We start from the raw sequence: 21546 nt of genomic DNA, 5'->3' as shown, positions 1-21546 counted from the left end.
CGGCGCCCGCCCGCACAGCCGGAGGCGGTCTCGCGGCGGGCGCCCCACCGGGTGAACGATCAGCCGACGTGCACGGGCGTGCGCGGCGACCCCGCATGGAAGGCCAGCGCCTCCAGGGCGATGCGGCCGGCGACGAGCTGCGTCCGCGTCGAGTGGTCGAGCGACGGCGCGGGCTCGGCGATGTCCAGCCCGATGAGACCTGCCGGGGAGATCCCGCGCACGATCTCGATCGCCTCGCGCATCGTCATTCCGCCGGGAGTCGGCGCGCAGGTGCCCGGCGCATACGCAGCATCGAGAGCGTCGACGTCGAACGTCAGGTAGAACCCTTCGTCCCCGACGCGTTCGAGAATCTGCTCCACGGCCCATACGGTGCCCCGTTCCCAGATCTCCTCGAGCCAGATCACTCGAATGCCGTGATCCCGGCAATACTTGAGCTCGGTCTTCGGGTTCATCCAACCGCTGATGCCGACGAGCACCATCTTCGAGGGGTCGTACCCGTTGTCGACCGCACGCGTGATGGTGCAGCAGTGGTTGAGTTCTTCGCCGCCCACGTTGGGCGCTGCATCGAGGTGCGTGTCGAACTGCACCCACCCGGGGCTCGTCCCTTCGCGCTTCGCAGCTTTGCCGACCGGGATGCTGACCGAGTGGTCTCCGCCGAAGACGACTGGAATCGCTCCCGCCGCGACGATCTCCGCAATGTCCGCCTCGACGCGCTCGAATGTCTTCGGCGTATTCCCGAGTGCCACCTGGCAGTCGCCGCCGTCGGCGAGGGGCAGATGCGCGAACAGATCGAAGTCGAACGTCGCTTGGAAGTTCGTGAACTGCACCGATGTCTCGCGGATCGCTCGCGGCCCGTAATTGGCACCGCTGCGGCTGATCGTCGTCGCGTCGAAGGGGAAGCCGTATACGACGGCTTTCGCGCCCGAGGCACGGATCGCTTCTCGGTCGAGCTCCACCCGGGGCACCCCCATGAAGGTACCGCCGAGGCCGCCGTGCAGCAGGCCGTTCCACATGGTCTCGTCGAATGAGCCTGTCGATGTCTCAGTCATGGTCTCCGGACTTCCCTTCCGCGGCGAACCGCGCGTCGAACTGTCGAAACGTTTTGGAAGCAGCCGAATACCAACGACTTCACTGCCGAAACGCTTCGGCAATCGTAAACGACGACAGACGCACTTGTCCAGAGCATCTTCGCGTTCGCCGTTCGACGGGGTCGGGTGGCGGGAGGGCGCGGCCCCTCAGACGCGATCGAGGATCGCGCGGAGTTCCCCGAGCGCAGCGCCGAAGGCGGCGTCATCGTCTCCGCCCACCCCAATGACGAGGCCCGACATGCCGGCGCCGCGATCCGTGCGCTGCCAGTACCGGCCGAGAGCCTGGGCGCCGAGGTTCCTCGACTCGGTCTGCGACATCACGGCCGTCTCTCGGCGGCGAGCGCGCTCGCGGTCGCCCGTGAACTCGATGACGGCGTGCAGTCCCCCGTCCATCGGCCGTACACGGACGCCGTCAGCACCCGCGAGGCGATCCGATACGAGGTCTCGGCGCGCTTCGTATCGGCGCAGCATGCGGACCGTGTGCCGGCGCAGCTCCCCACTGGCGAGGTAGTCGGCGAGCGCGGATTGCACGACGCTCGAGACGGGCCCGCCGAGGTCCCGTCGCACGGGTTCGATGCGCGCCCGCAGCACGGCGGGAGCGAGCAGGTAGCCCGCGGAGAGCGCCGGGGTGATGGTGCGCGAGAACGTGCCGAGCAGCACGACCACCCCGCTCTCGGGGTCGTCGAGCGCGGCGAGCGTGGGCAGCGGTGTTCCGGTGTAGCGCAGCTCCGAGTCGAAGTCGTCCTCGATGAGCACGACGCCGTTGCGGCGCGCCCAGGAGATGAGCTCCCGTCGACGTGCGAGCGGCAGTGACCCGCCCAGGGGGTACTGGTGGCTCGGCGTCACGATCACCGCGTCGAGCATGCCGTCGGCAAGCCGGGAGGTATCGAGGCCCAGTCCGTCTGCGGGCAGCGCGACGATGGTGGCGCCCGCGCGCGACGCGGCGCCGCGGAGCGACGGCAGGCCGGGATCTTCGACGCCCACGACGAGGGTGCGCCCTCGAGTGGCGCCGAGCGCCGTGAGCAGCAGCCAGAGACCGTCGCGGGTACCGGCGGTGACGAGCACATCGGCCGCCGCACGAGAGGTGCCGCGCATCCGCCGCAGGTGCTCCGCGATCTCACGGCGCAGCGTCGGGTCGCCGAGCGGAGGCGCGACCACCTCGGCGACGTCGATGCGCGCAGCGGCTTGGCGCCACGCCGAGCGCCATGCCGAACTGACGACGCCCTCCGTGATCGGCACTCCCGGTGCGAGCGGAGCCGGGCGCTCAGAGCCGGCGAGCGCGGTGACCGATGTGCTCGGCTCCCTCGGCTCGCCGAAATTCGGCGAATCCTGCTCGGCGGCGCCGTGCTCGCGGGAGACCGCGCGATCCTCATCATCGATCAGGGTGCGCGCGAGATCGGGGTGCACCAGCGTGCCGCGCCCCTGAGAGGCGGCCAGGTACCCCTCGGCGATGAGCTGCTCGTACGCCGCGACGACGACCCCTCGGGCGACGCCGAGCCTGCGACTCAGCTCTCGCGTCGCGGGTACGGCTTCGCCCGGCCGCACGAGGGACGCGTCGATCGCTTCGCGAAGCGCTCCGGCGATCTGCACCGGCAGCGGCGAACTCGACGCACGGTCGATGTGCACCGGGAGGCCGCTCGCCGCGCGACTCCGGACGAACTCCTCGCGCGCCCCCGCACCCCCGCTCTCGCCGCCCCCAGCGTTCACGCGAACACCGTCCCGGTGCCATCGAGTCGCTCGCGCATCACCGCGATCGCCTCCGGGTTGTCGTCGACGAGCACGAACCTGCGCCCGAGCTGCTGCGCGACCGCGCCCGAGGTGCCGCTGCCCGCGAACGGGTCGAGCACCCAGTCTCGGGGCCGCGTGGAGGCTTGGATGATGCGCCGGAGAATGCCCTCCGGCTTCTGCGTCGGGTACCCCGTGCGCTCACCGCCTGTCGGCGACACGATGGTGTGCCACCACGTGTCGGTGGGCAGTTTCCCCAGCGCGGCCTTCTCGGCCGTCACGAGGCCGGGGGCCATGTACGGCTCGCGATCCACCGCTTCCGCATCGAAGTGATACCAGTCGGGGTGCTTCGCGTAGACCAGGATGTTGTCGTGCTTCGTCGGCCAACGACGCTTCGATCGCGCGCCGTAGTCGTACGCCCAGATGATCTCGTTGATGAAGCACTCGGGGCCGAAGAGCGCGTCGAGCAGCACCTTCGCGTAGTGCACCTCGCGATAGTCGAGATGCAGGTAGAGCAGGCCGTCGGGCGATAGGAGGCGCCAGGCCTCCTCGAGACGCGGTTCCAAGAAGTCCCAGTAGTCGCCGAATCGATCGTCGTAGCCGAGCGTCATCTCCCGGGTCACGCGGTACCCCTGCCCGCGGAAGCCGAGCCGGCTGCCCGCCGCATGCTCGAGCGGGCCGTCGACGCGAGTGCCGCGCACGCGTTCGGCACGGCGGGATCGCCCGGTGTTGAAGGGCGGGTCGAGGTAGGCGACGGCGAAGGCCGCGGTCGGCAGAGCGCGCAGGATCTGCAGATTGTCGCCCTGCACCACTCGACTCGGCCCGTTCGCGTTCCAGGGCTCACTCACGCTCTCAGGCTACCGGCCCGGCGCAGAACCCCGTACCGTGGGAATTCACGGTCGACGACGAACGGGGCGGGCATGATCGGTCTGGGAATGATCACGGTGGACACGACGGATCCGCGCTCGCTCGCGGGCTGGTGGGCGGAGCGCCTCGGCGGCGAGATCGTGCACGAGGCCGACGGCTGGTTCTGCGTGGTGCGCGCGCCGCAGCTGCCCGCCGCGCTCGGCTTCCAGAAGGTCGACGACCCGAGCACGGGGAAGAACCGGCTCCACCTCGATTTCGAGGTGGACGGGTCGGTCGATCGCGCGGCCCTCGTCGCGGAATGGGTGCACGCCGGTGCGACGCACCTCGGCCGCCGGGGCGAGGGCGGGCTCGCGTGGGATACGTTCTCGGATCCCGACGGCAACCAGTTCTGCATCGGCGACCCCCACTGACCGTCCGTACCCGCGCGCTGGAGCCCGCTCCTCATTCGCGCCGAGCGGGCTCCTCCAGATCCAGCGGCGCCTCGCCGGGGCGTGACTCGCTGTCGAGAATGTCGTCGAGCACGGCGGCGTCGAGATCCTCGATGCGGGCCGGCTTCCAGCCTGGAGAGCGATCCTTGTCGATCACCTGAGCTCGCACCCCTTCCGCGAAGTCGGGGAGTGCGGCGAGCCGACCGAGTGTGCGCAGATCGTCCGTTAGCACCTCCGGGAGTTCCAGGGCGCGCCGTCGTGTGCGGTCGAGCTGTGCGAGGGTCACCGCGACCGAGGTGGGGCTCATGGCGCGCACCGCCGAGGCGAGACGCAGGGCCTCGGGCGCGTCGCTCCCCTCGAGCGACCGGATGAGACGGAGCGAAGTTCCTGCGGGGTCTTCGGCGGCGGGCGCCTCCTGCGCCCCGAAGACGGACGCGGCGATCGGCGACCACCAGTCGCGAGCGCTGAGGAGTTCCGAGTCCGGCGCTGGTTCGGCGAGCCGCGAGACGGCGGCATGCGGATCCTCGCCTGCGGCGAGCGCCGTCCGCAGCTGCGGCAGCCGCTCCGAGGGTACGAATGCGTCGGCGAACCCGAGCGCGATGGCGTCGCCCGCATTCATGTCCCCCGCCGATACGGCGAGCAGTTCGCCGAGCCGTTCCGGTGCCGCCGCGAGCAGCAGATGCCCGCCCACGTCGGGAACGATGCCGATGCGCGCCTCGGGCATCGCGAGACGGCTGCGCTCGGTCACCACGCGCAGCGCTGCGTGCCCGGCGAGCCCGATGCCGCCGCCCATCGTGATGCCGTCCATGATGCCGACGACGGGCGGCGTCGAGACACTGATGGCGTAGTCCAGCCGGTACTCCTCGGCGAGGATGTCGCGTGCCGAGCCCTGCGAGAGCTCCTTGATGTCGCCGCCGCCGCAGAACCCCCGATCACCGGCGCCGTCGAGCAGGATCGCGCTCGATCCGTCGCTCTGCGCGGTCGCGACCGCGGCGGCGAGCCGGGCGAACATCTCGCTGTTCAGGGCGTTGATGGCGCGCGGGCGATTCAGCGTGAGGTGGGTGATCGCGCCGGTGCGGCGCACGAGCACGAGCGGCGCTTCAGCGGAATCGGTGGCCTGCGACTGCGGTGTGGCACTCATCTCAGCACCGTATCACCGTCGCGATCCGCCCCGCTCCGCCTGTCGGTGCACCGCGTCAGGGCTGCGGGTGATGCGCGTCGTACCGCTGGAAGCCCGATGCGGTGCGCAGCAGCACCAGCATGACGCCGAGGATCACGACGCCCCCGAGCAGGGCCGGCGCCCACAGCGCCACGAGCGTGGCGATCGCCCCCGCGAGCAGGTCGCCGACGCGCGGGCCGCCCGCGACGACGACGTAGAAGATGCCCTGCATGCGTCCGCGGACGTCGTCGGGAGCGGCAGTCTGGAGAATCGTGGTGCGGAAGACGGCGCTCACGTTGTCGGCCGCCCCCGTGCCCGCAAGAGCCAGGCCCGCCAGGATGATGGCCGGGATGATGGGGTCGTCGCTGCGCTCCGCCACACCGGCCGTCGAGGCGGTGACGAGCAGCACGAGACCGAAGAGCGCGGTGCAGGCGCCGAAGGCCGCGACCGCCAGCGTGACCGCCCGGCCCTGGCGACGCACCGCACCGAGCGGCCCCGAGAGCATCCCGCTCACGAGGGCGCCCAGGGCGAACGCCGCGGTCAGCGCTCCGACGGTCACGGGTCCACCGCCGAGTACCAGTGCGCCCACTGCGGGGAACACCACGCGCGGCGTGCCGAAGATCATCGCGATGAGGTCCCAGATGAACGTCGCCCGCACATTGGGCGCGCGCCGCAGGAAGGCGAGACTCTCGAGCACCGAGCCGAACCCCGGGGCGGAGCGCTCGCCGTCGGGGGCCATGCGGGGCAGACTCAGGATGCCGAGGAAGGCGCCGGTGAACAGTACGGCATCGAGCAGATACGTCCACGGCACGCCCACGCTCGCCACGAGCACGCCGGCCACCGCGGGCCCCACCGTGATCGCGAGCCCCATCGTGATGCCGCTCAGCGCGGCGGCTGCGGGCAGGAGCTGGGCGGGGAGCAGGCGCGGAAGGATCGCGCCGCGCGTCGCCCCCATGATGGTCGCGGACGCGGCGTTGATCGCAGCCAGCGCGTAGTACGGCCACGTCGCTTGAACGTCGAGGAACGCGATCACCGTCATCACTCCGATGCTGCACCACGCCGCGATCGCGGTGACGAGCGCGACGAGACGCCGGTCGAACGCGTCGGCGAGTGCCCCGCCCACGAAGCCCGCGAGGATCATCGGACCGAGCGCCCACAGGGCGACCAGTGACACCGCGAACGTGGATCGCGTGAGCTCGAAGATGTGCAGGCCGACCGCCACGATCGTCACCTGTGCGCCGATCTGCGCGATCGACGTTCCGGTCCAGAGCTTTGCGAAGGCCGGGCTGGCACGCAGCGGCTCGACGTCGACGAGGAGCGCGCGGAGCCGCCTGCGCCGGTCGCCTGCGTCGGATCTCACCCGCTTCAATCTACCGTGCGCGAGCACCCGACCATGAGCACGCCGGAGCGACGGTTTGCCGTTTCTTCGTACGCAGTCTACAGTTCAACGTGGCAGAAGCTTTGAGCTGCCGATCTTCTAGGGGGATCCCTTTTCGCGGGAAGCGTGTTGCGACACGAGAACGTGCGGAGAGGAATCGGGTGGTGCGATCAGCACGCAGTGCAGATGTCGCATGTGTTTGCAAACGAACCCCCTGGAGTAAGTATGAAGTTCAGCAAGAAGCTGGCGGGCGCCGCCGCGATCGGCGCAGCGGCCGTCCTCACGTTCGGCGGAACCGCGGCGAACGCCGCGCAGGGCGACGAGGTCGCCCTGACGCCGAAGATCACGCTCGGCGCGGAGTCGTTCACGGTTTCCGGTGCGGACTGCGTCGACCCGAACGGCACTCCCGGCGAATTCGCCGTGCACATCACTGGAGCCCCGGAGCACATCGTGCAGGCGGGCACAGCGAACGCGGATGGCACCTGGACCACGACCATCACCTCGCCCGCCGAGAGCGGTGCCTACCCCGTGTATGCGGAGTGCGATGTCTACTCGACGAAGTTCTACTACGCGGCGAACGAAGCGCTCGTGAGCAAGGCGGCGGGCGTGCAGCTCAGCGTGACCGAGGCGAAGCACTACCAGTCCGTCGACGTGTCGGGCTCCGGCTTCACGCCGAAGGAGAACGTGCGCGTCGAATTCCGCCAGAACGGCAAGGTCGTCGAGACGCTCGCAAATACCGTGGCCGCGGACAAGGTCGGTGAGCTGAACGGCACCATCAAGCTCGGAAATACGCTCGCTGCAGGCACGTACGATGTGGTCTTCATCGGCGAGACCAGCGGGGTCGAGTACTCTGCGCACCTGTCCATCACAGGTGGCACCGTAGGACACGACGCTCCGATCGCCACCGATGCAAACACCACCCCCGCCGCGAACGTCGACCCGGCGAACACCGGCGCGAAGGGTTCGCTGGCGACGACCGGTGGCGAGAACTTCGCACCGCTCGCAATCGCGGGCGGCGTTGCGGCGCTCGCCGTCGGGGCGGGTGCGATCGCGCTCGGCCGTCGCGCAGCTCGCACCGCTGAGTAACTCGCTTTAAGTGAGGAAGCGCCCTCGGCCGAAGATTCACTTCGCCCGAGGGCGCTTCGGATTCGCGCACCGTTATACCCCAGCTCTCGACTCAGGTCCAGCCCCCGAGAAAAGAAAACTGAGTGCTTGCTCAATGTGTGGGCACCGTCTACCGTTGAATTCGGCTGACGCTCCAGAAGTACTTCTATGGCGAGGTACTGCGCACATGCGGTGATGTTCTGCCCTGGGTGCACGGAGCTGTGTCGGGACCACGAACCTCGAACGGCCGCAGTCGCGAACTCCCCTTTCCATACCAACACGGAGGCAACATGAAGTTCTCGAAGAAGCTCGCCGGTGCGGCGGCGATCGGCGCAATCGCAGCGCTGACGTTCGGCGGTACGGCTGCAACAGCAGTCGAGCCCGGCGACCCGATCACTCTGGCACCGCAGCCCACGCTCGGCGCTGCCGAGTTCACCGTGTCGGGCGAGACCTGCCTCGATGAGGACGGCACCCCGGGCACCTACCTCGTCGCGATCGCGCCGGCCGAGGGCGAAGAGCCCGAGATCATCTCCGATGTGGCGGGCGAGGACGGCTCGTGGAGCGCCACGCTCGCGACACCCGCCGAGAGCGGCGTGTACGAAGTCGTCGCCGCGTGCGACCTGTACGCCGGCATCACCGAGTACGCCTCGGCTGACCTCCTCGTGAGCGCGGAGGCCGGCGTGCAGCTTGCGGTCGCACAGGCCGATCACTTCGAGTCCTTCGGCTTCACCGGCGCGGGCTTCACCCCCGGCGAGAACGTGCGCGTCGAGTTCCGCCAGAACGGCGAGGTCGTCGAGTCGCTCGGCACGGTCCTCGCAAGCGCAGTCGGCGAGATCGCCGGCGACATCACGCTCGGCAACACCCTCGCCTACGGCGAGTACGACGTCTACTTCGTCGGCGAGACCAGCGGCACCGAGTACTCGGCCCCGCTGACCGTGACTGACGGAACCGTCGCTCCCACGCCGACCGATCCGGGCAACGTCGGTGGCGGCGTGACCCCGACCGATCCGGTGAACTACGCTCCGGGCGCGAAGCTCGCGAACACCGGTGGCGAGAACCTCGCTCCGTTCGCGATCGCCGGTGGCGTTGCGGCTCTCGCACTCGGCGCCGGTGCACTCGCACTCGGTCGTCGCAAGGCACGCGCTGCGGAGTAATCCAGCTGGGTAAGTCTGCATCGCGCGACGCCCCTGGCCGGGACGGGAAACCCCGTTCTCGACCAGGGGCGTTTCGCCGTGCCATGCGAATCGTCGCGGTGGCCGCGCTCGTGCTCGTGCTCGCGCTCGGCGGGCTCACCGCAGTGCTCATGAGTCGGATCGACACTGTGGCGATGCCGGAACTCGGCAGCTCGCAGCGGGAGCCCTCCGACGGCACCGTGTACCTGTTCGTCGGCGCGGACTCGGGTATCGAGCGGGCTCCCTCCGATGTGCAGCGCAGCACGCCGGAAGGGCAAGCGCGGGCCGACGCGCTCGTGCTGGTGCGGCTCGGACCCGACGGCACCGCATCGGCTGTCTCCGTCCCGCGAGATCTGACCTCGACGGGCGACTACTTCGGCCCGCTCGCGCTCGCGCTCCTCGAGGGGCCCGATGTGCTGATGCAGAGCGTGTGCTCGACGATGGGCGTCGCGGTGGATCGGTACGTCTCCATCGACGCCACAGGGTTCGTCGGCGCGATCGACGCTCTCGGCGGCATCGAGGTCGACATCGAGCATCCGATCCGCGATCCGGCCGCCGAACTCGGCATCGACACGGCCGGGCCGCAGCGAGTCGACGGCGCGACCGCCCTCGGCCTGGTGCGGTCGCGTCACGCGGAAGAGCTCATCGATGGCACCTGGGTGCGCGTCTCGGACGACGCCGGCGCGCAGCGACGAGCGCTCTGGTCGGGGCGAGTGCTCGACGGCGTGCGCGCCGAGCTCTCCGACGCCGACGCCGCAGGTCTGGCGGGAGCGGTGTGGTCGGGCAGCGAGTCGCTGAGCATCGGCGGCGGCCTGCATCCGTTCGAACTCGCCCGCCTCGCTCGAGCAGACCTCGACATCCACGAGCTGCCGGCGGAGAAGATCGGCGATGCTCGCGCGCTCAAGATGGGCGAGACCGCGAAGACGGCACTCGCCGACGCCGGCTTCCGCACCGACTGCACGCTCGAGTAGCCCCGATCGTCTTATGGGCGCGAAGCGGCGCGCGCACCGATGCGCGGCGCACTGCATGCCTCGGCGATAGGCTCGACACCATGTTCGACGACCGATACGATCTCGACCCCGTGGCAGCGATGAAACCTCGCCGGGGCCCGGTCGAACGGCGCGAGGTTCCGCTCGCGAAGGGCCTCGTGCTCGAGCACACGGAGTCCGAGTGGTGCGGAGCGGTCGTCGGTGCGCGCGAGGGCCTCGTGCAGCTCGAAGACTTCCGAGGGAAGGTGCGCGCCTTCCCGCTCACCGACGGGTTCCTCGTCGACGGCGAGCCGGTGCGCCTCGTGCGTCCCGCGGCGCCCGCCGGTGCACGCAAGCGCACGGCCTCCGGATCCTTCGCCGCGCCGCAGCAGCGTGCGCGCGTCGCGATGCCCAGCCGCATCTTCGTCGAGGGCAAGCACGATGCCGAACTCGTCGAGCAGGTCTGGGGCGATGACCTCCGCATCGAGGGCGTCGTCGTCGAACTGCTGCAGGGAGCCGACAACCTGGAGCAGGTGCTCGCCGACTTCGGCCCGGCCCGCGACCGCCGCGCCGGGGTGCTGCTCGACCATCTCGTGCCGCGCAGCAAGGAGTCGAGGATCGCGGATGCGATCGCCCGTGGCCCGCACGGCGCCCACGTGCTCATCGTGGGCCACCCCTTCGTCGACATCTGGCAAGCGGTGAAGCCGGCGCGAGTCGGCCTGGAGCGGTGGCCGACGATCCCTCGAAGCATCGAGTGGAAGCGGGGCATCTGCCGCGCTCTCGGCTGGCCGAGCGAGGAGCAGGCGGATATCGCAGACGCCTGGTCGCGCATCCGCTCGCGGGTGCGCGACTTCCGCGACCTCGAGCCCGAGCTCGTCGGTCGCGTCGAGCACCTGATCGACTTCGTGACCGTCGAGTGACCTCGTTCGTGTTCTCGCACTGCTGAACGAGCGCGAGCCATCGGAGCGCGGGCGTATTCTGATCTGCAGTGGATCTGCGAGGAGGGTACCGTGGCACGCCCCATGTTCTTTCTGATGCCCCAGTGGCAGGGATCGCCCTCGGCCCGAGCGATGCAGCTCGCCGAGGGCGCTGAGCTGCTGCGCGAGGACCTCCCGGCTTCGGCGCTGCGCGAGGTCGCCGTGCCCCTCGAGGCCGGAGATGCGATGGGCACTCCCGTTGCGCGCCTGAGCAGCCTGGTTCGCGCCCGGGAGGCCGCCCGTACCGCGATCGAGCCGGCGCTCGCAGAAGGACGCGCGCCGATCATCGTCGGAGGTGATTGCACGACATCGCTCGCCGGTGTCGAGGCGGCAGCACGCTCGGTCGACCGGCTCGCGGTGCTCTGGTTCGACGCCCACCCCGACCTGCAGCACCCCAGCACGTCGCCGTCGGGAAGCGCCTCGGGGATGACGCTGCGCCACGCCCTCGGAGACGGTTCCGCCGACTTGAATGCAGCGCCCGCGGTCCAGGCGGGCGACCTCACCCTCGTGGGAGCGCGTGCGATCGATCCGGAGGAGGAGGACGAGTTGCAGCGCCTCGAGATCCCCGTGCTGCGGGCGAGCCTGGCCGAGAACGGCGAAGACGGACTCCGCTCCGCGATCCTCGACCGCATTGCGGGGGCCGACGGCGTGTACATCCACGTCGATCTCGACGTGCTCGACCCCGCGGAGTTCGGCTCCGTGCACTCCCCCGTGCCGTTCGGGTTGTCGGTCGCGCAGCTCACCGGCGCCATTCGCGCCGCGGTCGCCGACGTGCCGCTCGCAGGAGCAGCGATCTGCGAGTTCGCGCCCGCCGATCGCGACCGGGCCGTGGAGGACCTCCCGACGGTGCTGCGCACCCTCGGGGCACTGACGTCGGGCTCCGCCCCTCAAACCGCGCGAGCGGAAGCGGGGCCTGCGTGACCCCGCAGGGGCGGCGGTGGCCGTTCGCCTGGGTCGGGTACGCGTACGCGACGTGCGTCGGATTCGTCTGGGGCGCGATCTGGAGCCGCGGGCGCATCGAGCGCCGAGATGGACTCTGGGTGTTCCGCGGCATGCCGCGCTGGACCTTCGGCCGGGGCGGCAGTTGCGTCGGCGCGTGCTATCTGACGAATCAGAACGTCTCGGAGCGGGTGCTGCGTCACGAACGCGTTCACCGCGAGCAGTGGCGCCACTACGGTCTCGCGCTTCCCGTGCTCTACGCCCTGGCGGGCCGAGACCCGATGCGCAACCGCTTCGAGATCGAGGCGGGGCTGCGCGACGGGGGGTACGTGCGCGATGCACGAGGGTGACGACGAATTCCGCTTCCTCAGGAGCGACGCAGAGCGAGTCGGGCGCGATGGGCCGCTTCCGACGGTTGCCCGCGTGTCTGCGCGGCTTCCGGATCGCCGATCGGTGAGCGGCCTCGCCTTCGACGGCGACCGCCCGTCGCATCTCGTCGCACTGCACGGTGCCGGGTTGAACGCGCACAGCTTCGATCCGATGCTCCTCGCCCTCGATCGACCGGCGCTCGCGCTGGACCTGCCCGGGCACGGCCGCAGCGAGTGGCGCGATGACGCGGACTACAGCCCTGCCGCCCTCGCAGAGGACGTGGGCGCGGTGCTAAAGCAGCGGGCGGATTCGCCGGTCGCTCTGGTCGGCCACTCCCTCGGCGGCCTGACGGCGGCGCTCGTCGCTGCAGCGAGACCGGATCTCGTGGGGGTGGTGATCCTCGTCGACATCACGCCGGGCATCGCCCCCGCGAGAGACACCGGGTCCGTCCGGGAGTTCATCCAGGGTCAGCGGGACTTCGGCAGCATCGACGAGATCGTGGAGCGCGCCCGGCGCTTCGGCATCGGCCGCGACCCGAGCGCACTCGCCCGCGGCATCTCACTCAACACGCGCCTGCGCTCCGACGGTCGCCTCGAGTGGCGGCACCACCTCGCGCATCTCGAAGCGCCGCGCGTCGGCGCTCCCCACGACCCGCGTCCGCACGAGGCCATCTGGGAGCCGCTCGCGTCACTTCGCGCCTCCGGCACTCCGGTCGCGCTGATCGCTGCGGACGCCGGCATCCTCTCGTCCGACCTTCTCGAGGAGTGGCGCCAGCGGATGCCGGAGAGTCCCGTCGTCACTATCGCGGGGTCGCACAACCTCCACGAGGCCGCTCCGCGCCATCTCGCGCGTGCAATCGACGAGATGCTGGAGGCGGGCGGCGCCCCTGCGCGGTGAACGCCGCGCATGCGGAGAGCCGCGCCTCCGCTGCGAGTGTCAGACGACGGCGCTCGGATCCTCCGCGCGCAGACTGCGGAGGATCGCGTCCCTCAGTGCGGCCGGAGGGCAATTGCTGTCCCGCTCCTCCTCGCATGCGCGCTTCACCACGTTCGTGAGCTTCTCGCACGCGTTGCGCTCGTCCTGACACGACGGGCACTGCGCGATGTGCGCCCGAATCGGCGCTGACTCCTCGGCGCACAGCTCGCCTCGGAGCAGCTCGTAGACATTCGCCTTGGCCTGCTCGCACTCATTCATCGCGCTGCTCCCTTCTTGGTCGGTTTCTTCCCCGCACCCAGTCCAACGCCCTGCTCGTTCGCGTATTCCCCGAGTGCTTTGCGCAAACGGGCGCGGCCGCGGTGCAGGCGACTCATCACCGTTCCGATCGGCACCTCGGCGATATCTGCGATCTCCTGGTAGCTGAACCCCTCGACGTCGGCGAGATACACGGCGATGCGGAAGTCCTCCGGGAGCGCGTTGAGGGCGGTCGTGACCACCGAGTCCGGCGTGCGATCGATCGCCTCGGCCTCCGCTGAACGCGAGGACATCGCGGTCGTCGACTCCGCTCCCCCGAGCTGCCAATCCTCGAGCTCGTCGACGGCCCCCAGGTGGGGTTCTCGCTGGCGCTTCCGATACGTGTTGATGTAGCTGTTCGTCATGATCCGGTAGAGCCACGCCTTCAGGTTCGTGCCCTCCTGGAACGATGCGAAGGCCGAGAACGCCTTGAGGAACGTCTCCTGCACCAGATCCTGCGCATCCTGCGGATTCCGGGTCATCTTCATCGCTGCGCCGTACAGCTGATCGAGCATCGGAAGCGCCTCCGACGTGAAGCGCTGTTCCAGCTTCGCCTGTGCTGCGGTATCACTCACGCCTCGATCCTACTGGCGACTGCTGCGGGTAGAATCGACCCCGATGCTGATCGCGAAGATGAACCAGGGCAAAGACGGCGACGAGACCGGCACCGGCGAGAGTGCCGCCGAGGCCGAGGCGCTCTGGCCCGCTCCGCGGTCCGAGCAGGCGATCGATGCGACCGTGCAGCTTCCCGGTTCGAAATCGCTCACCGGCCGTGAGCTCGTGCTCGCGGCGCTCGCCGATGGGCCGAGCGTGCTTCACGCACCGTTGCGCTCCCGAGACGCCGTGCTCATGATCGACGCGCTCCGCGCACTCGGCACCGGGATCGAGGAGCTGCCGCGCGGTGAGCACGTCGACCCCGACTTGCGGGTGACCCCGGCAGCCGAGCTGACCGGCTCGACCACGATCGAGTGCGGGCTGGCGGGCACCGTCATGCGCTTCGTGCCTGCGCTCGCCGCACTCGCGCTCGGGCCCGTCGCCTTCGATGGCGACCCCTATGCCCGCAAGCGGCCCATGCGCCCCGTACTCGACGCGTTGCGAGCGCTGGGGGCCGACATCGCCGATGAGGGCCGCGGTGCACTGCCCTTCACCGTGCACGGTACGGGCTCGGTGCGCGGCGGTCGGGTCGAACTCGACGCATCGCTGTCGAGCCAGTTCGTCTCGGCGCTGCTGCTCGCCGGTGCACGATTCGAGAACGGCGTGCACGTCGTGCACACCGGCGAGCGTCTGCCGAGCCTGCCGCATATCGAGATGACGATCGCGAGTCTCCGGGCGCGCGAGGTGCAGGTCGAGTCGCCGGCCGCCGGCGAATGGGTCGTCGCACCGGGCGCGATCAGCGCCGCCGACGTGGTGATCGAGCCCGACCTGTCGAACGCCGCTCCCTTCCTCGCCGCGGCGATCGTCGCCGGCGGGCGCCTCACCGTGCGGAACTGGCCCGCCGCGACGACCCAGGTCGGCGATCTGCTGCGCACCCTGCTTCCCGAATTCGGCGCGGAGGTCGAGCTCGACGGCGCCGGCGATCTCACGGTCACGGCGACCGGCTCGATCTCCGGCGTCTCGCTGCACGTGCCGGAGGCCGGAGAGCTCGCGCCGACGCTCGTCGGCCTCGCCGCGCTGGCCGCGCACGGATCGGACGGAACGGACGGCGCCGCGAGCCGCATCACCGGCATCGGGCACATCAGGCACCACGAAACCGACCGCATCGCGGCACTCGTCGCCGAGATCAACGCGCTGGGCGGCGACGCCGCGGAGCTCGACGACGGCATCGAGGTACGCCCCGCCGCGCTGCACGGAGGGGTCTGGCACAGCTACGCCGACCACCGCATGGCGACGACCGGCGCGCTCATCGGCCTGCGCATCCCCGGCGTGGAGATCGAGGACGTGGCGTCGACGTCGAAGACGCTCCCCCGGTTCACCGAGCTCTGGGAGCGCGCCGTGGTCCCGGTGCCTTCCGCCCCCGCCTCCTCGCTCAGCCGGGATGCTCGCGGCTTCATCGCGGGGCTGTGACGACGTGAGCTGGCTCACCCCCGACGACGAGGCCGACGACCCGTACGCCGAGTACGCCGATCTCCAGGTGAGACAGCGACCCAACCCGAAGGCGAACCGACCGCGCACGAAGCGACGCCCCGAGCACGCCGACGCGGTGACGGGCATGGTCACGGCCGTCGATCGCGGGCGGTACACCGCGCTCATCGATGCCGGAGACGACCCCGGTGATCCGCGTGAGCGCACGGTGCTCGCGTCGCGCGCCCGCGAACTGCGCCGCACACCGATCGTCATCGGAGACCGCGTGCAGCTCGTCGGCGACACCAGCGGGGACGCGGGGACGCTCTCCCGCATCGTGGCGGTGGAGGATCGTCGCACCCTGCTGCGACGCAGCGCCGACGACAGCGACCGCATCGAGCGGGTGATGGTCGCGAACGCCGACCAGATGCTCATCGTCGTCGCCGCCGCGAATCCCGAACCGCGCGTTCGACTCGTCGACCGCTACCTCGTGGCCGCCTACGATGCCGGCATCGCTCCGCTCATCTGCATCACGAAGGTCGACCTCGCCGACCCGGAGCCGTTCCTCTCGCACTTCGCAGCACTCGAGGTGCCGGTGTTCCGCTCCGCGCCGGACGCCTGGCCGCTCGCGGAGATCCGCGAATCGCTCGCCGGCCGCACGACGGTCTTCGTCGGGCACTCCGGCGTCGGCAAGTCGACCCTGATCAACGCGCTCGTGCCCGAGGCCGAGCGCGCGATCGGCCACGTCAACGAGGTCACCGGCCGCGGTCGGCACACCTCGTCGTCGTCGGTCGCGCTGCGCGCCGCGACGCCCGGAGCGGCGAACGGTGCGTCCGGCTGGGTCATCGACACCCCCGGTGTGCGCTCCTTCGGGCTCGGGCACGTCACCACCGAGGGGATCCTCAGCGGGTTCACCGACCTCGCGCAGATCATCGAGGACTGCCCCAGAGGGTGCACGCACCAGGATGACGCCCCCGACTGCGAGCTCGACGCTGCAATCGCTGACGGCCGCCTCGACGCCGCGGGCGCAGCGCGCGTCGAATCCCTGCGCCGCCTGTTGAAGTGACGGTGTCGGGTGAAGGTGACGGGTGACAGTGCCGGGTGACAGCGCCCGCGCACCGCAGCGATAGGCTGGCCCTATGACTGAACGCGTAGTGCTCGAGCCCGGCCACGAGGCCCCCGACTTCACCCTCCTCGACCAGGACGGCAACACCCGTGCGCTCGCGCAGTACCGCGGGAAGCGCGTCATCCTCTTCTTCTACCCGGAGGCCATGACTCCGGGCTGCACGAAGGAGGCCTGCGACTTCCGCGACTCGATCCTTCCGTTCGAAGCCGCGGGCTATCACGTGCTCGGCGTCTCCCGCGACTCGGTCGAGAAGCTCCGCCGCTTCGCCGATCGCGACGCTCTCGAGTACCCACTGCTCAGCGACCCCGACGCGGCGGTGCACCACGCCTACGGCGCGTTCGGGGAGAAGAACAACTACGGCCGCATCGTCGAAGGCGTGATCCGTTCGACGTTCGTCATCGATGAGCAGGGCCGGATCGCCCACGCGCTCACCAATGTGAAAGCCACCGGGCACGTCGCGCGCCTCCGCAAGCTCATCGAGGTCTGACCTCCGGAGTCCGGTGCCGCGAGCGCGTCGAACACGTCAGACGGCGCGGCCATCTTCGTCGTACACGGGTCGCTCGTCCGGGCGCGCGAGCACCGCTGCGGCGAAGCCCAGGAGCGCGCCCGCGACGAGCGCGAAGCCGAACTGCCAGGAGCCGATGCCGAGCTGCAGACAGCCGGTACCGCCGGCGAAGAGCAGGACGTGAATGGTCAGGGCCGATCCGCGCACCCAGCTGGGGCGACCCCGCAGTGCCGCGACGGCCGTGATGGCGACCCAGGCCAGCACGAGCACCGCCATGGCGACGATGCTGACGTTCTGCGCCAGCGGACCGACCGAGCCGATCGCCGCCGTTACCGAGAAGATCAGAACACCGACGAGCAGCAGGCTCTCGAGCACCAGCAGCACGCGCAGCACCGCCCATCCCGCACGTGAACGAGGATGATCGGGAGGTGTCGGGGGCATTGCGGCTCGCTTTCCAATCAATTGCGGGTTACCTATTGATTTGCATCTATATCCGTGGAACTATATAACCCGTCGAGTTTCGCGCACGCCGACGTGAGCATTCTCAGCCACGTATTAGGTAGTTACGGCGCGAATTCTAGGCTATCCGGTCTCCGGGTTGTTCGCGCGCGTGCGTTACAGAGGAGGACACATGGATTGGCGTGAACAGGCAGCTTGCCTCACCGTAGACCCGGAGCTTTTCTTCCCGGTCGGCAACACGGGACCCGCTGTCGAACAGATCGAACGGGCGAAGTCGGTGTGCGCGCGCTGCACCGTCACCGAGATGTGCCTGCAGTACGCAATGGACACCGGGCAGGATTCGGGCGTGTGGGGCGGCCTCAGCGAGGACGAGCGCCGCGCTCTCAAGCGCCGCGCAGCGCGCGCTCGCCGCGCCTCCTGAGCAGCTCGCAGAGCCGAACGGCCCGTCCCCTCCTCGGAGGAGACGGGCCGTTTCCCTGTGTCGTGTCTGCCGGTCGCGCAGGGGATCATGCGTGACGCGGTGCACGCCACGTGAGTGCACCCGCTCCACATCGGATCCCCTGCAGGAGCATGGCGCCTCACATACGAAGGGCCCATCCGAACGGATGGGCCCTTCGCATTCCAGCAGTGCGCGAACTCAGTCGGTGCCGGCGTCGAACGCAGCCGAGAGGCCGAGTTCATCGGCGTCCTCGTCGATTCCGCCCACCGCGTTCGCGATCTCCGCGGCACCGCCCTGCTCGAGCTGGCCGACGAGCTCAGCGATCGAGCCGCCGACGATGCCGAGCTGCGCGTACTGCTCGAGACGCTGACGCGAGTCTGCGATGTCGAGATTGCGCATCGTGAGCTGGCCAATGCGGTCGACGGGCCCGAATGCCGCCCCGACCGTGCGCTCCATGGAGAGCTTCTCGGGGTGGTAGCTCAGGTTGTCGCCCTCGGTGTTCAGAATCGTGTAATCGTCACCGCGACGCAGCCGCAGCGTGACCTCGCCCGTGATCGCCGAGCCGACCCAGCGCTGCAGCGACTCGCGCAGCATCAGCGACTCGGGGTCGAGCCAGCGGCCCTCGTACATGAGGCGACCGAGCTTGCGCCCGTCGGTGTGGTAGCTCGCGAGCGTGTTCTCGTTGTGGATCGCGTTGACGAGCCGCTCGTAGGTGATGTGCAGCAGCGCCATGCCCGGCGCCTCGTAGATGCCGCGCGACTTCGCCTCGATGATGCGGTTCTCGATCTGATCGGAGACGCCGAGCCCGTGCCGCCCGCCGATCGCGTTGGCCTCGAGCACGAGCGCCACGGGATCGTCGTACTCGACGCCGTTGATCGCCACCGGGCGACCGGCCTCGAACCGCACCGAGACCTCCTCGGTCGCGACCTCGACATCGTCGCGCCACGCGGCGACGCCCATGATCGGCTCGACGATGTCGAGGCCCGCGTCGAGGAACTCGAGCTTCTTGGCCTCGTGCGTCGCGCCCCAGATGTTCGCGTCGGTGGAGTACGCCTTCTCGGTGGCATCGCGGTACGGGTACCCGTTGGCGACGAGCCACTCGCTCATCTCGTGGCGCCCGCCGAGCTCCTCCACGAACTGATGGTCGAGCCACGGCTTGTAGATGCGCAGCGCGGGGTTGGCCATGAGGCCGTAGCGGTAGAAGCGCTCGATGTCGTTGCCCTTGTAGGTGGAGCCGTCGCCCCAGATGTCGACGCCGTCCTCCTTCATCGCGCGCACGAGCAGCGTGCCGGTGACGGCGCGCCCGAGCGGCGTCGTGTTGAAGTAGGTCTTGCCGCCGGAGCGCACGTTGAAGGCGCCCGTCTGCAGTGCGACGAACCCTTCTTCGACCAGCGGGCGCTTCGCGTCGACGTGGCGTGCGAGCTCTGCGCCGTACTCCTTGGCCCGGTCGGCGACGCCGTCGATGTCGGGCTCGTCGTACTGACCGATGTCTGCGGTGTACGTGCAGGGCACAGCACCCTTTTCGCGCATCCACGCGACTGCACAGGAGGTGTCGAGACCTCCGGAGAAGGCGATGCCGACGCGCTCGCCCACGGGGAGGGAAGAAAGAACCTTGGACATGCTCTCTATCCTAGGGCTCCCCGCGGGCTCGGAATTCCCCCCTACGGGATCAGGCCGAGCTCTCGCACGGCATCGCGTTCAGCGGCCAGTTCCGCGACGGAGGCGTCGATCCGCTCCCGCGAGAACTCGTCGATCTCGAGCCCCTCGACGATGCTCCAGTCTCCGTCGGCAGAGGTCACGGGGAAAGAGGAGATCAGACCCTCTGGCACTCCGTACTCTCCGCGGGAGACGATCGCCGCGCTCGTCCAGTGACCCGCCGAGCGCGCGCCGGTGCCGAGCACCCAGTCGCGGGTGTGCTCGATCGCCGCATTGGCGGCGGATGCGACTGAGGATCCACCGCGCACGTCGATGATCTCCGCGCCGCGCTGTGCGACGCGCTCGATGTACGGGCCGCGCGCCCACACGGGATCGACGGCGGCGAGCGCGGCGTCGCCCCGCACGGTCGCATGGCTGAGGTCGGGATACTGCGTCGCCGAGTGATTGCCCCAGATCGTGACACCCGAGATGTCTGCCACCGGAGCGCCGGCCTCCGCTGCGAGCAGCCCGACCGCTCGGTTGTGGTCGAGCCGGGTGAGCGCGGTGAAGCGCTCCGCCGGCACGTCGGGGGCGTTCTGCTGCGCGATGAGCGCGTTCGTGTTCGCGGGGTTGCCCACGACGACGACGCGCACGTCGTCGGCCGCCTGCGCGTTGATCGCACGGCCCTGCGGCCCGAAGATCGCGCCGTTCGCGGCGAGCAGGTCGCCGCGCTCCATGCCCGCGGAACGAGGACGCGAACCGATGAGCAGCGCGACGTTCGCTCCATCGAAGGCGACATCCGCGTCGTCCGTGATCTCGACGCCCGCGAGCGTCGGGAACGCGCAGTCGGCGAGTTCGAGCGCGGCCCCCTCCGCGGCCCGCATTCCCTGCGGAATCTCGAGGAGCCGGAGGCTGACGGGCCGGTCGGGGCCGAAGAGGTCGCCGGCCGCGATCCGGAACAGCGCTGCATAGCCGATCTGGCCGCCGGCGCCGGTCAGAGTGATGGTGATGGGTGCGTGGGTCATGCCGTTCTCCTTCTATCGCGCGTCGAAGGTACGCGGATCGGGCCCGAAGTTCGTACCGGCCTCGTACGCGTCGATGGCCGACACCTCGGCGGCGTCGAGTTCGAAATCGAACAGTTCGGCGTTCTCGATCATGCGTTCCCGGCGAACCGTCTTGGGGAACACGATGCGCCCCTGCTGCACGTGCCAGCGGAGCACGACCTGCGCGGGGCTCTTCCCGTGCTTCCGGGCGATCTCGAGCAGCTCGGGCCGGTCGAAGAGGTCGGACTTCCCCTGCGCGAGCGGCCCCCACGCCTCGACTGCGATGCCGTGCTCGACGCAGTACTCGACGAGTTCGCGGCGCTGATGCAGCGGGTGCAGCTCGATCTGATTGACCGCGGGCACCACTCCCGTCTCGTCGATGAGCTGCTGCAGGTCGGAGATCTCGAAGTTCGAGACGCCGATGGCCGACGCCCGACCGGATTCCGCGATCTCGATGAGCGACTTCCACGCCCCGAGGGCTTCGCCGTGCATCGGCTGCGGCCAGTGGATCAGGTAGAGGTCGACTCGATCGAGCGCCAGGCGGTCGAGGCTCTCGGCGAACGCGTCGGCTGCGCGGGTCTGATCGGTGTTCCAGAGTTTCGTCGTCACGAAGATCTCATCGCGCGCGATGCCGCTGTTCGCGATCGCCCGGCCGACCTCAGCCTCATTGCCGTAGAGGCTCGCTGTATCGATGTGGCGGTACCCGACCTCGAGCGCGGTGCCGACGACGCCCTCCGCTTCGCCGGGTTTCACGAGATAGACGCCTGATCCCAGCTGCGGAATCAACGTGCCGTTGTTGAGCTGGAGGTTCGGGATCTGGAGTGCAGACATCGTGCCCTTTCGAGTCGTCGTGCGGAGCAGCCGCCGACCCTGC

The 21546-nt window shown here is 69.7% G+C and carries 23 protein-coding genes; 12 read left to right on the top strand and 11 right to left on the bottom strand.

What is annotated here, in order from left to right:
• Window positions 1-59: 59 nt before the first annotated feature.
• The 3 genes from speB to PQI23_RS07550 all read right to left on the bottom strand — a co-directional run bounded on the left by speB (window position 60) and on the right by PQI23_RS07550 (window position 3661).
• The gene (gene speB / locus PQI23_RS07560; protein ID WP_339973120.1) at window positions 60-1049 is read right to left on the bottom strand and encodes an agmatinase; all 990 of its coding nucleotides are present in this window, start codon (window positions 1047-1049) and stop codon (window positions 60-62) included.
• A 186-nt stretch (window positions 1050-1235) separates the two neighbouring features.
• Complete coding sequence (pdxR, locus tag PQI23_RS07555) at window positions 1236-2795, bottom strand: MocR-like pyridoxine biosynthesis transcription factor PdxR (RefSeq protein ID WP_339973118.1); 1560 nt, start codon at window positions 2793-2795, stop codon at window positions 1236-1238.
• Window positions 2792-3661 (bottom strand): DNA-methyltransferase, encoded by an 870-nt coding sequence (locus PQI23_RS07550; RefSeq protein ID WP_339973116.1) that lies wholly within the window; start codon window positions 3659-3661, stop codon window positions 2792-2794. Before PQI23_RS07550 ends, pdxR begins: the two co-directional genes overlap by 4 nt.
• A gap of 72 nt (window positions 3662-3733) precedes the next feature.
• On the opposite strand from PQI23_RS07550, the gene PQI23_RS07545 reads away from it, so the two are divergent.
• Window positions 3734-4090, top strand: a complete 357-nt coding sequence (locus PQI23_RS07545; protein ID WP_339973114.1) for a VOC family protein — start codon at window positions 3734-3736, stop codon at window positions 4088-4090.
• A gap of 31 nt (window positions 4091-4121) precedes the next feature.
• Here PQI23_RS07545 and PQI23_RS07540 read toward each other — a convergent pair whose 3' ends face one another.
• Window positions 4122-5249 (bottom strand): enoyl-CoA hydratase/isomerase family protein, encoded by a 1128-nt coding sequence (locus tag PQI23_RS07540; protein ID WP_339973112.1) that lies wholly within the window; start codon window positions 5247-5249, stop codon window positions 4122-4124.
• 55 nt (window positions 5250-5304) lie between these two features.
• Window positions 5305-6627: an MFS transporter gene (locus tag PQI23_RS07535; protein WP_339973110.1), complete on the bottom strand. Its 1323-nt coding sequence runs from the start codon at window positions 6625-6627 to the stop codon at window positions 5305-5307.
• 243 nt (window positions 6628-6870) lie between these two features.
• Between PQI23_RS07535 and PQI23_RS07530 the strand changes: the two genes are divergently transcribed.
• The 7 genes from PQI23_RS07530 to PQI23_RS07500 all read left to right on the top strand — a co-directional run bounded on the left by PQI23_RS07530 (window position 6871) and on the right by PQI23_RS07500 (window position 13071).
• On the top strand, window positions 6871-7731 hold the full coding sequence (locus PQI23_RS07530) for a hypothetical protein (protein ID WP_339973108.1): 861 nt from the start codon (window positions 6871-6873) through the stop codon (window positions 7729-7731).
• Window positions 7732-8039: 308 nt separating this feature from the next.
• On the top strand, window positions 8040-8903 hold the full coding sequence (locus PQI23_RS07525) for an LPXTG cell wall anchor domain-containing protein (protein WP_339973106.1): 864 nt from the start codon (window positions 8040-8042) through the stop codon (window positions 8901-8903).
• 83 nt (window positions 8904-8986) lie between these two features.
• On the top strand, window positions 8987-9892 hold the full coding sequence (locus tag PQI23_RS07520) for an LCP family protein (RefSeq protein WP_339973104.1): 906 nt from the start codon (window positions 8987-8989) through the stop codon (window positions 9890-9892).
• Window positions 9893-9972: 80 nt separating this feature from the next.
• On the top strand, window positions 9973-10809 hold the full coding sequence (locus PQI23_RS07515) for a DUF3097 family protein (protein WP_339973102.1): 837 nt from the start codon (window positions 9973-9975) through the stop codon (window positions 10807-10809).
• Window positions 10810-10899: 90 nt separating this feature from the next.
• Window positions 10900-11787 carry an arginase family protein gene (locus tag PQI23_RS07510; RefSeq protein ID WP_339973101.1) on the top strand — a complete coding sequence of 296 codons (888 nt, stop codon included), beginning with the start codon at window positions 10900-10902 and terminating at the stop codon, window positions 11785-11787.
• A complete protein-coding gene (locus tag PQI23_RS07505; protein WP_339973100.1) occupies window positions 11784-12155 on the top strand; it encodes a Fe-S oxidoreductase in 372 nt (123 codons plus the stop codon). Before PQI23_RS07510 ends, PQI23_RS07505 begins: the two co-directional genes overlap by 4 nt.
• A 73-nt stretch (window positions 12156-12228) precedes the next feature.
• A complete protein-coding gene (locus PQI23_RS07500) occupies window positions 12229-13071 on the top strand; it encodes an alpha/beta fold hydrolase (protein WP_339973099.1) in 843 nt (280 codons plus the stop codon).
• A 39-nt stretch (window positions 13072-13110) separates the two neighbouring features.
• Here PQI23_RS07500 and PQI23_RS07495 read toward each other — a convergent pair whose 3' ends face one another.
• Entirely contained in the window at window positions 13111-13368 is a 258-nt protein-coding gene (locus tag PQI23_RS07495) for a zf-HC2 domain-containing protein (RefSeq protein ID WP_339973097.1), read from the bottom strand.
• Window positions 13365-13979, bottom strand: coding sequence for a sigma-70 family RNA polymerase sigma factor (locus PQI23_RS07490; protein ID WP_339973095.1), 615 nt, complete (start codon window positions 13977-13979; stop codon window positions 13365-13367). The genes PQI23_RS07495 and PQI23_RS07490 overlap by 4 nt, the downstream gene beginning before the upstream one ends.
• 43 nt (window positions 13980-14022) lie before the next feature.
• On the opposite strand from PQI23_RS07490, the gene aroA reads away from it, so the two are divergent.
• The 3 genes from aroA (at window position 14023) to bcp (ending at window position 17078) form a co-directional block, all read left to right on the top strand.
• Window positions 14023-15468: a 3-phosphoshikimate 1-carboxyvinyltransferase gene (aroA, locus tag PQI23_RS07485; protein WP_339973093.1), complete on the top strand. Its 1446-nt coding sequence runs from the start codon at window positions 14023-14025 to the stop codon at window positions 15466-15468.
• 4 nt (window positions 15469-15472) lie between these two features.
• The gene (gene rsgA, locus PQI23_RS07480; protein ID WP_339973091.1) at window positions 15473-16531 is read left to right on the top strand and encodes a ribosome small subunit-dependent GTPase A; all 1059 of its coding nucleotides are present in this window, start codon (window positions 15473-15475) and stop codon (window positions 16529-16531) included.
• 73 nt (window positions 16532-16604) lie between these two features.
• Window positions 16605-17078 (top strand): thioredoxin-dependent thiol peroxidase, encoded by a 474-nt coding sequence (gene bcp, locus PQI23_RS07475; RefSeq protein WP_339973089.1) that lies wholly within the window; start codon window positions 16605-16607, stop codon window positions 17076-17078.
• A gap of 36 nt (window positions 17079-17114) precedes the next feature.
• On the opposite strand, the gene PQI23_RS07470 is transcribed toward bcp, so the two are convergent.
• Entirely contained in the window at window positions 17115-17537 is a 423-nt protein-coding gene (locus PQI23_RS07470) for a hypothetical protein (RefSeq protein WP_339973087.1), read from the bottom strand.
• A gap of 190 nt (window positions 17538-17727) precedes the next feature.
• Between PQI23_RS07470 and PQI23_RS07465 the strand changes: the two genes are divergently transcribed.
• Window positions 17728-17976 carry a WhiB family transcriptional regulator gene (locus PQI23_RS07465; protein WP_010156721.1) on the top strand — a complete coding sequence of 83 codons (249 nt, stop codon included), beginning with the start codon at window positions 17728-17730 and terminating at the stop codon, window positions 17974-17976.
• 216 nt (window positions 17977-18192) lie between these two features.
• On the opposite strand, the gene argG is transcribed toward PQI23_RS07465, so the two are convergent.
• Genes argG through PQI23_RS07450 form a run of 3 tightly spaced genes read right to left on the bottom strand, consistent with a single transcriptional unit; the run spans window position 18193 to window position 21503 of the window.
• Window positions 18193-19614: an argininosuccinate synthase gene (gene argG / locus PQI23_RS07460; RefSeq protein WP_339973085.1), complete on the bottom strand. Its 1422-nt coding sequence runs from the start codon at window positions 19612-19614 to the stop codon at window positions 18193-18195.
• A gap of 41 nt (window positions 19615-19655) precedes the next feature.
• Complete coding sequence (locus tag PQI23_RS07455) at window positions 19656-20654, bottom strand: malate dehydrogenase (RefSeq protein WP_339973083.1); 999 nt, start codon at window positions 20652-20654, stop codon at window positions 19656-19658.
• Between the two features lie 12 nt (window positions 20655-20666).
• Entirely contained in the window at window positions 20667-21503 is an 837-nt protein-coding gene (locus tag PQI23_RS07450; protein ID WP_339973081.1) for an aldo/keto reductase, read from the bottom strand.
• Window positions 21504-21546: the final 43 nt, after the last annotated feature.

The sequence above is a fragment of the Leucobacter sp. USCH14 genome (genome assembly GCF_037619215.1).
Classification (GTDB): domain Bacteria; phylum Actinomycetota; class Actinomycetes; order Actinomycetales; family Microbacteriaceae; genus Leucobacter.
The sequence above is the reverse complement of the archived record's forward strand: the minus strand, read 5'-3'. Positions and strand labels throughout refer to the sequence as shown.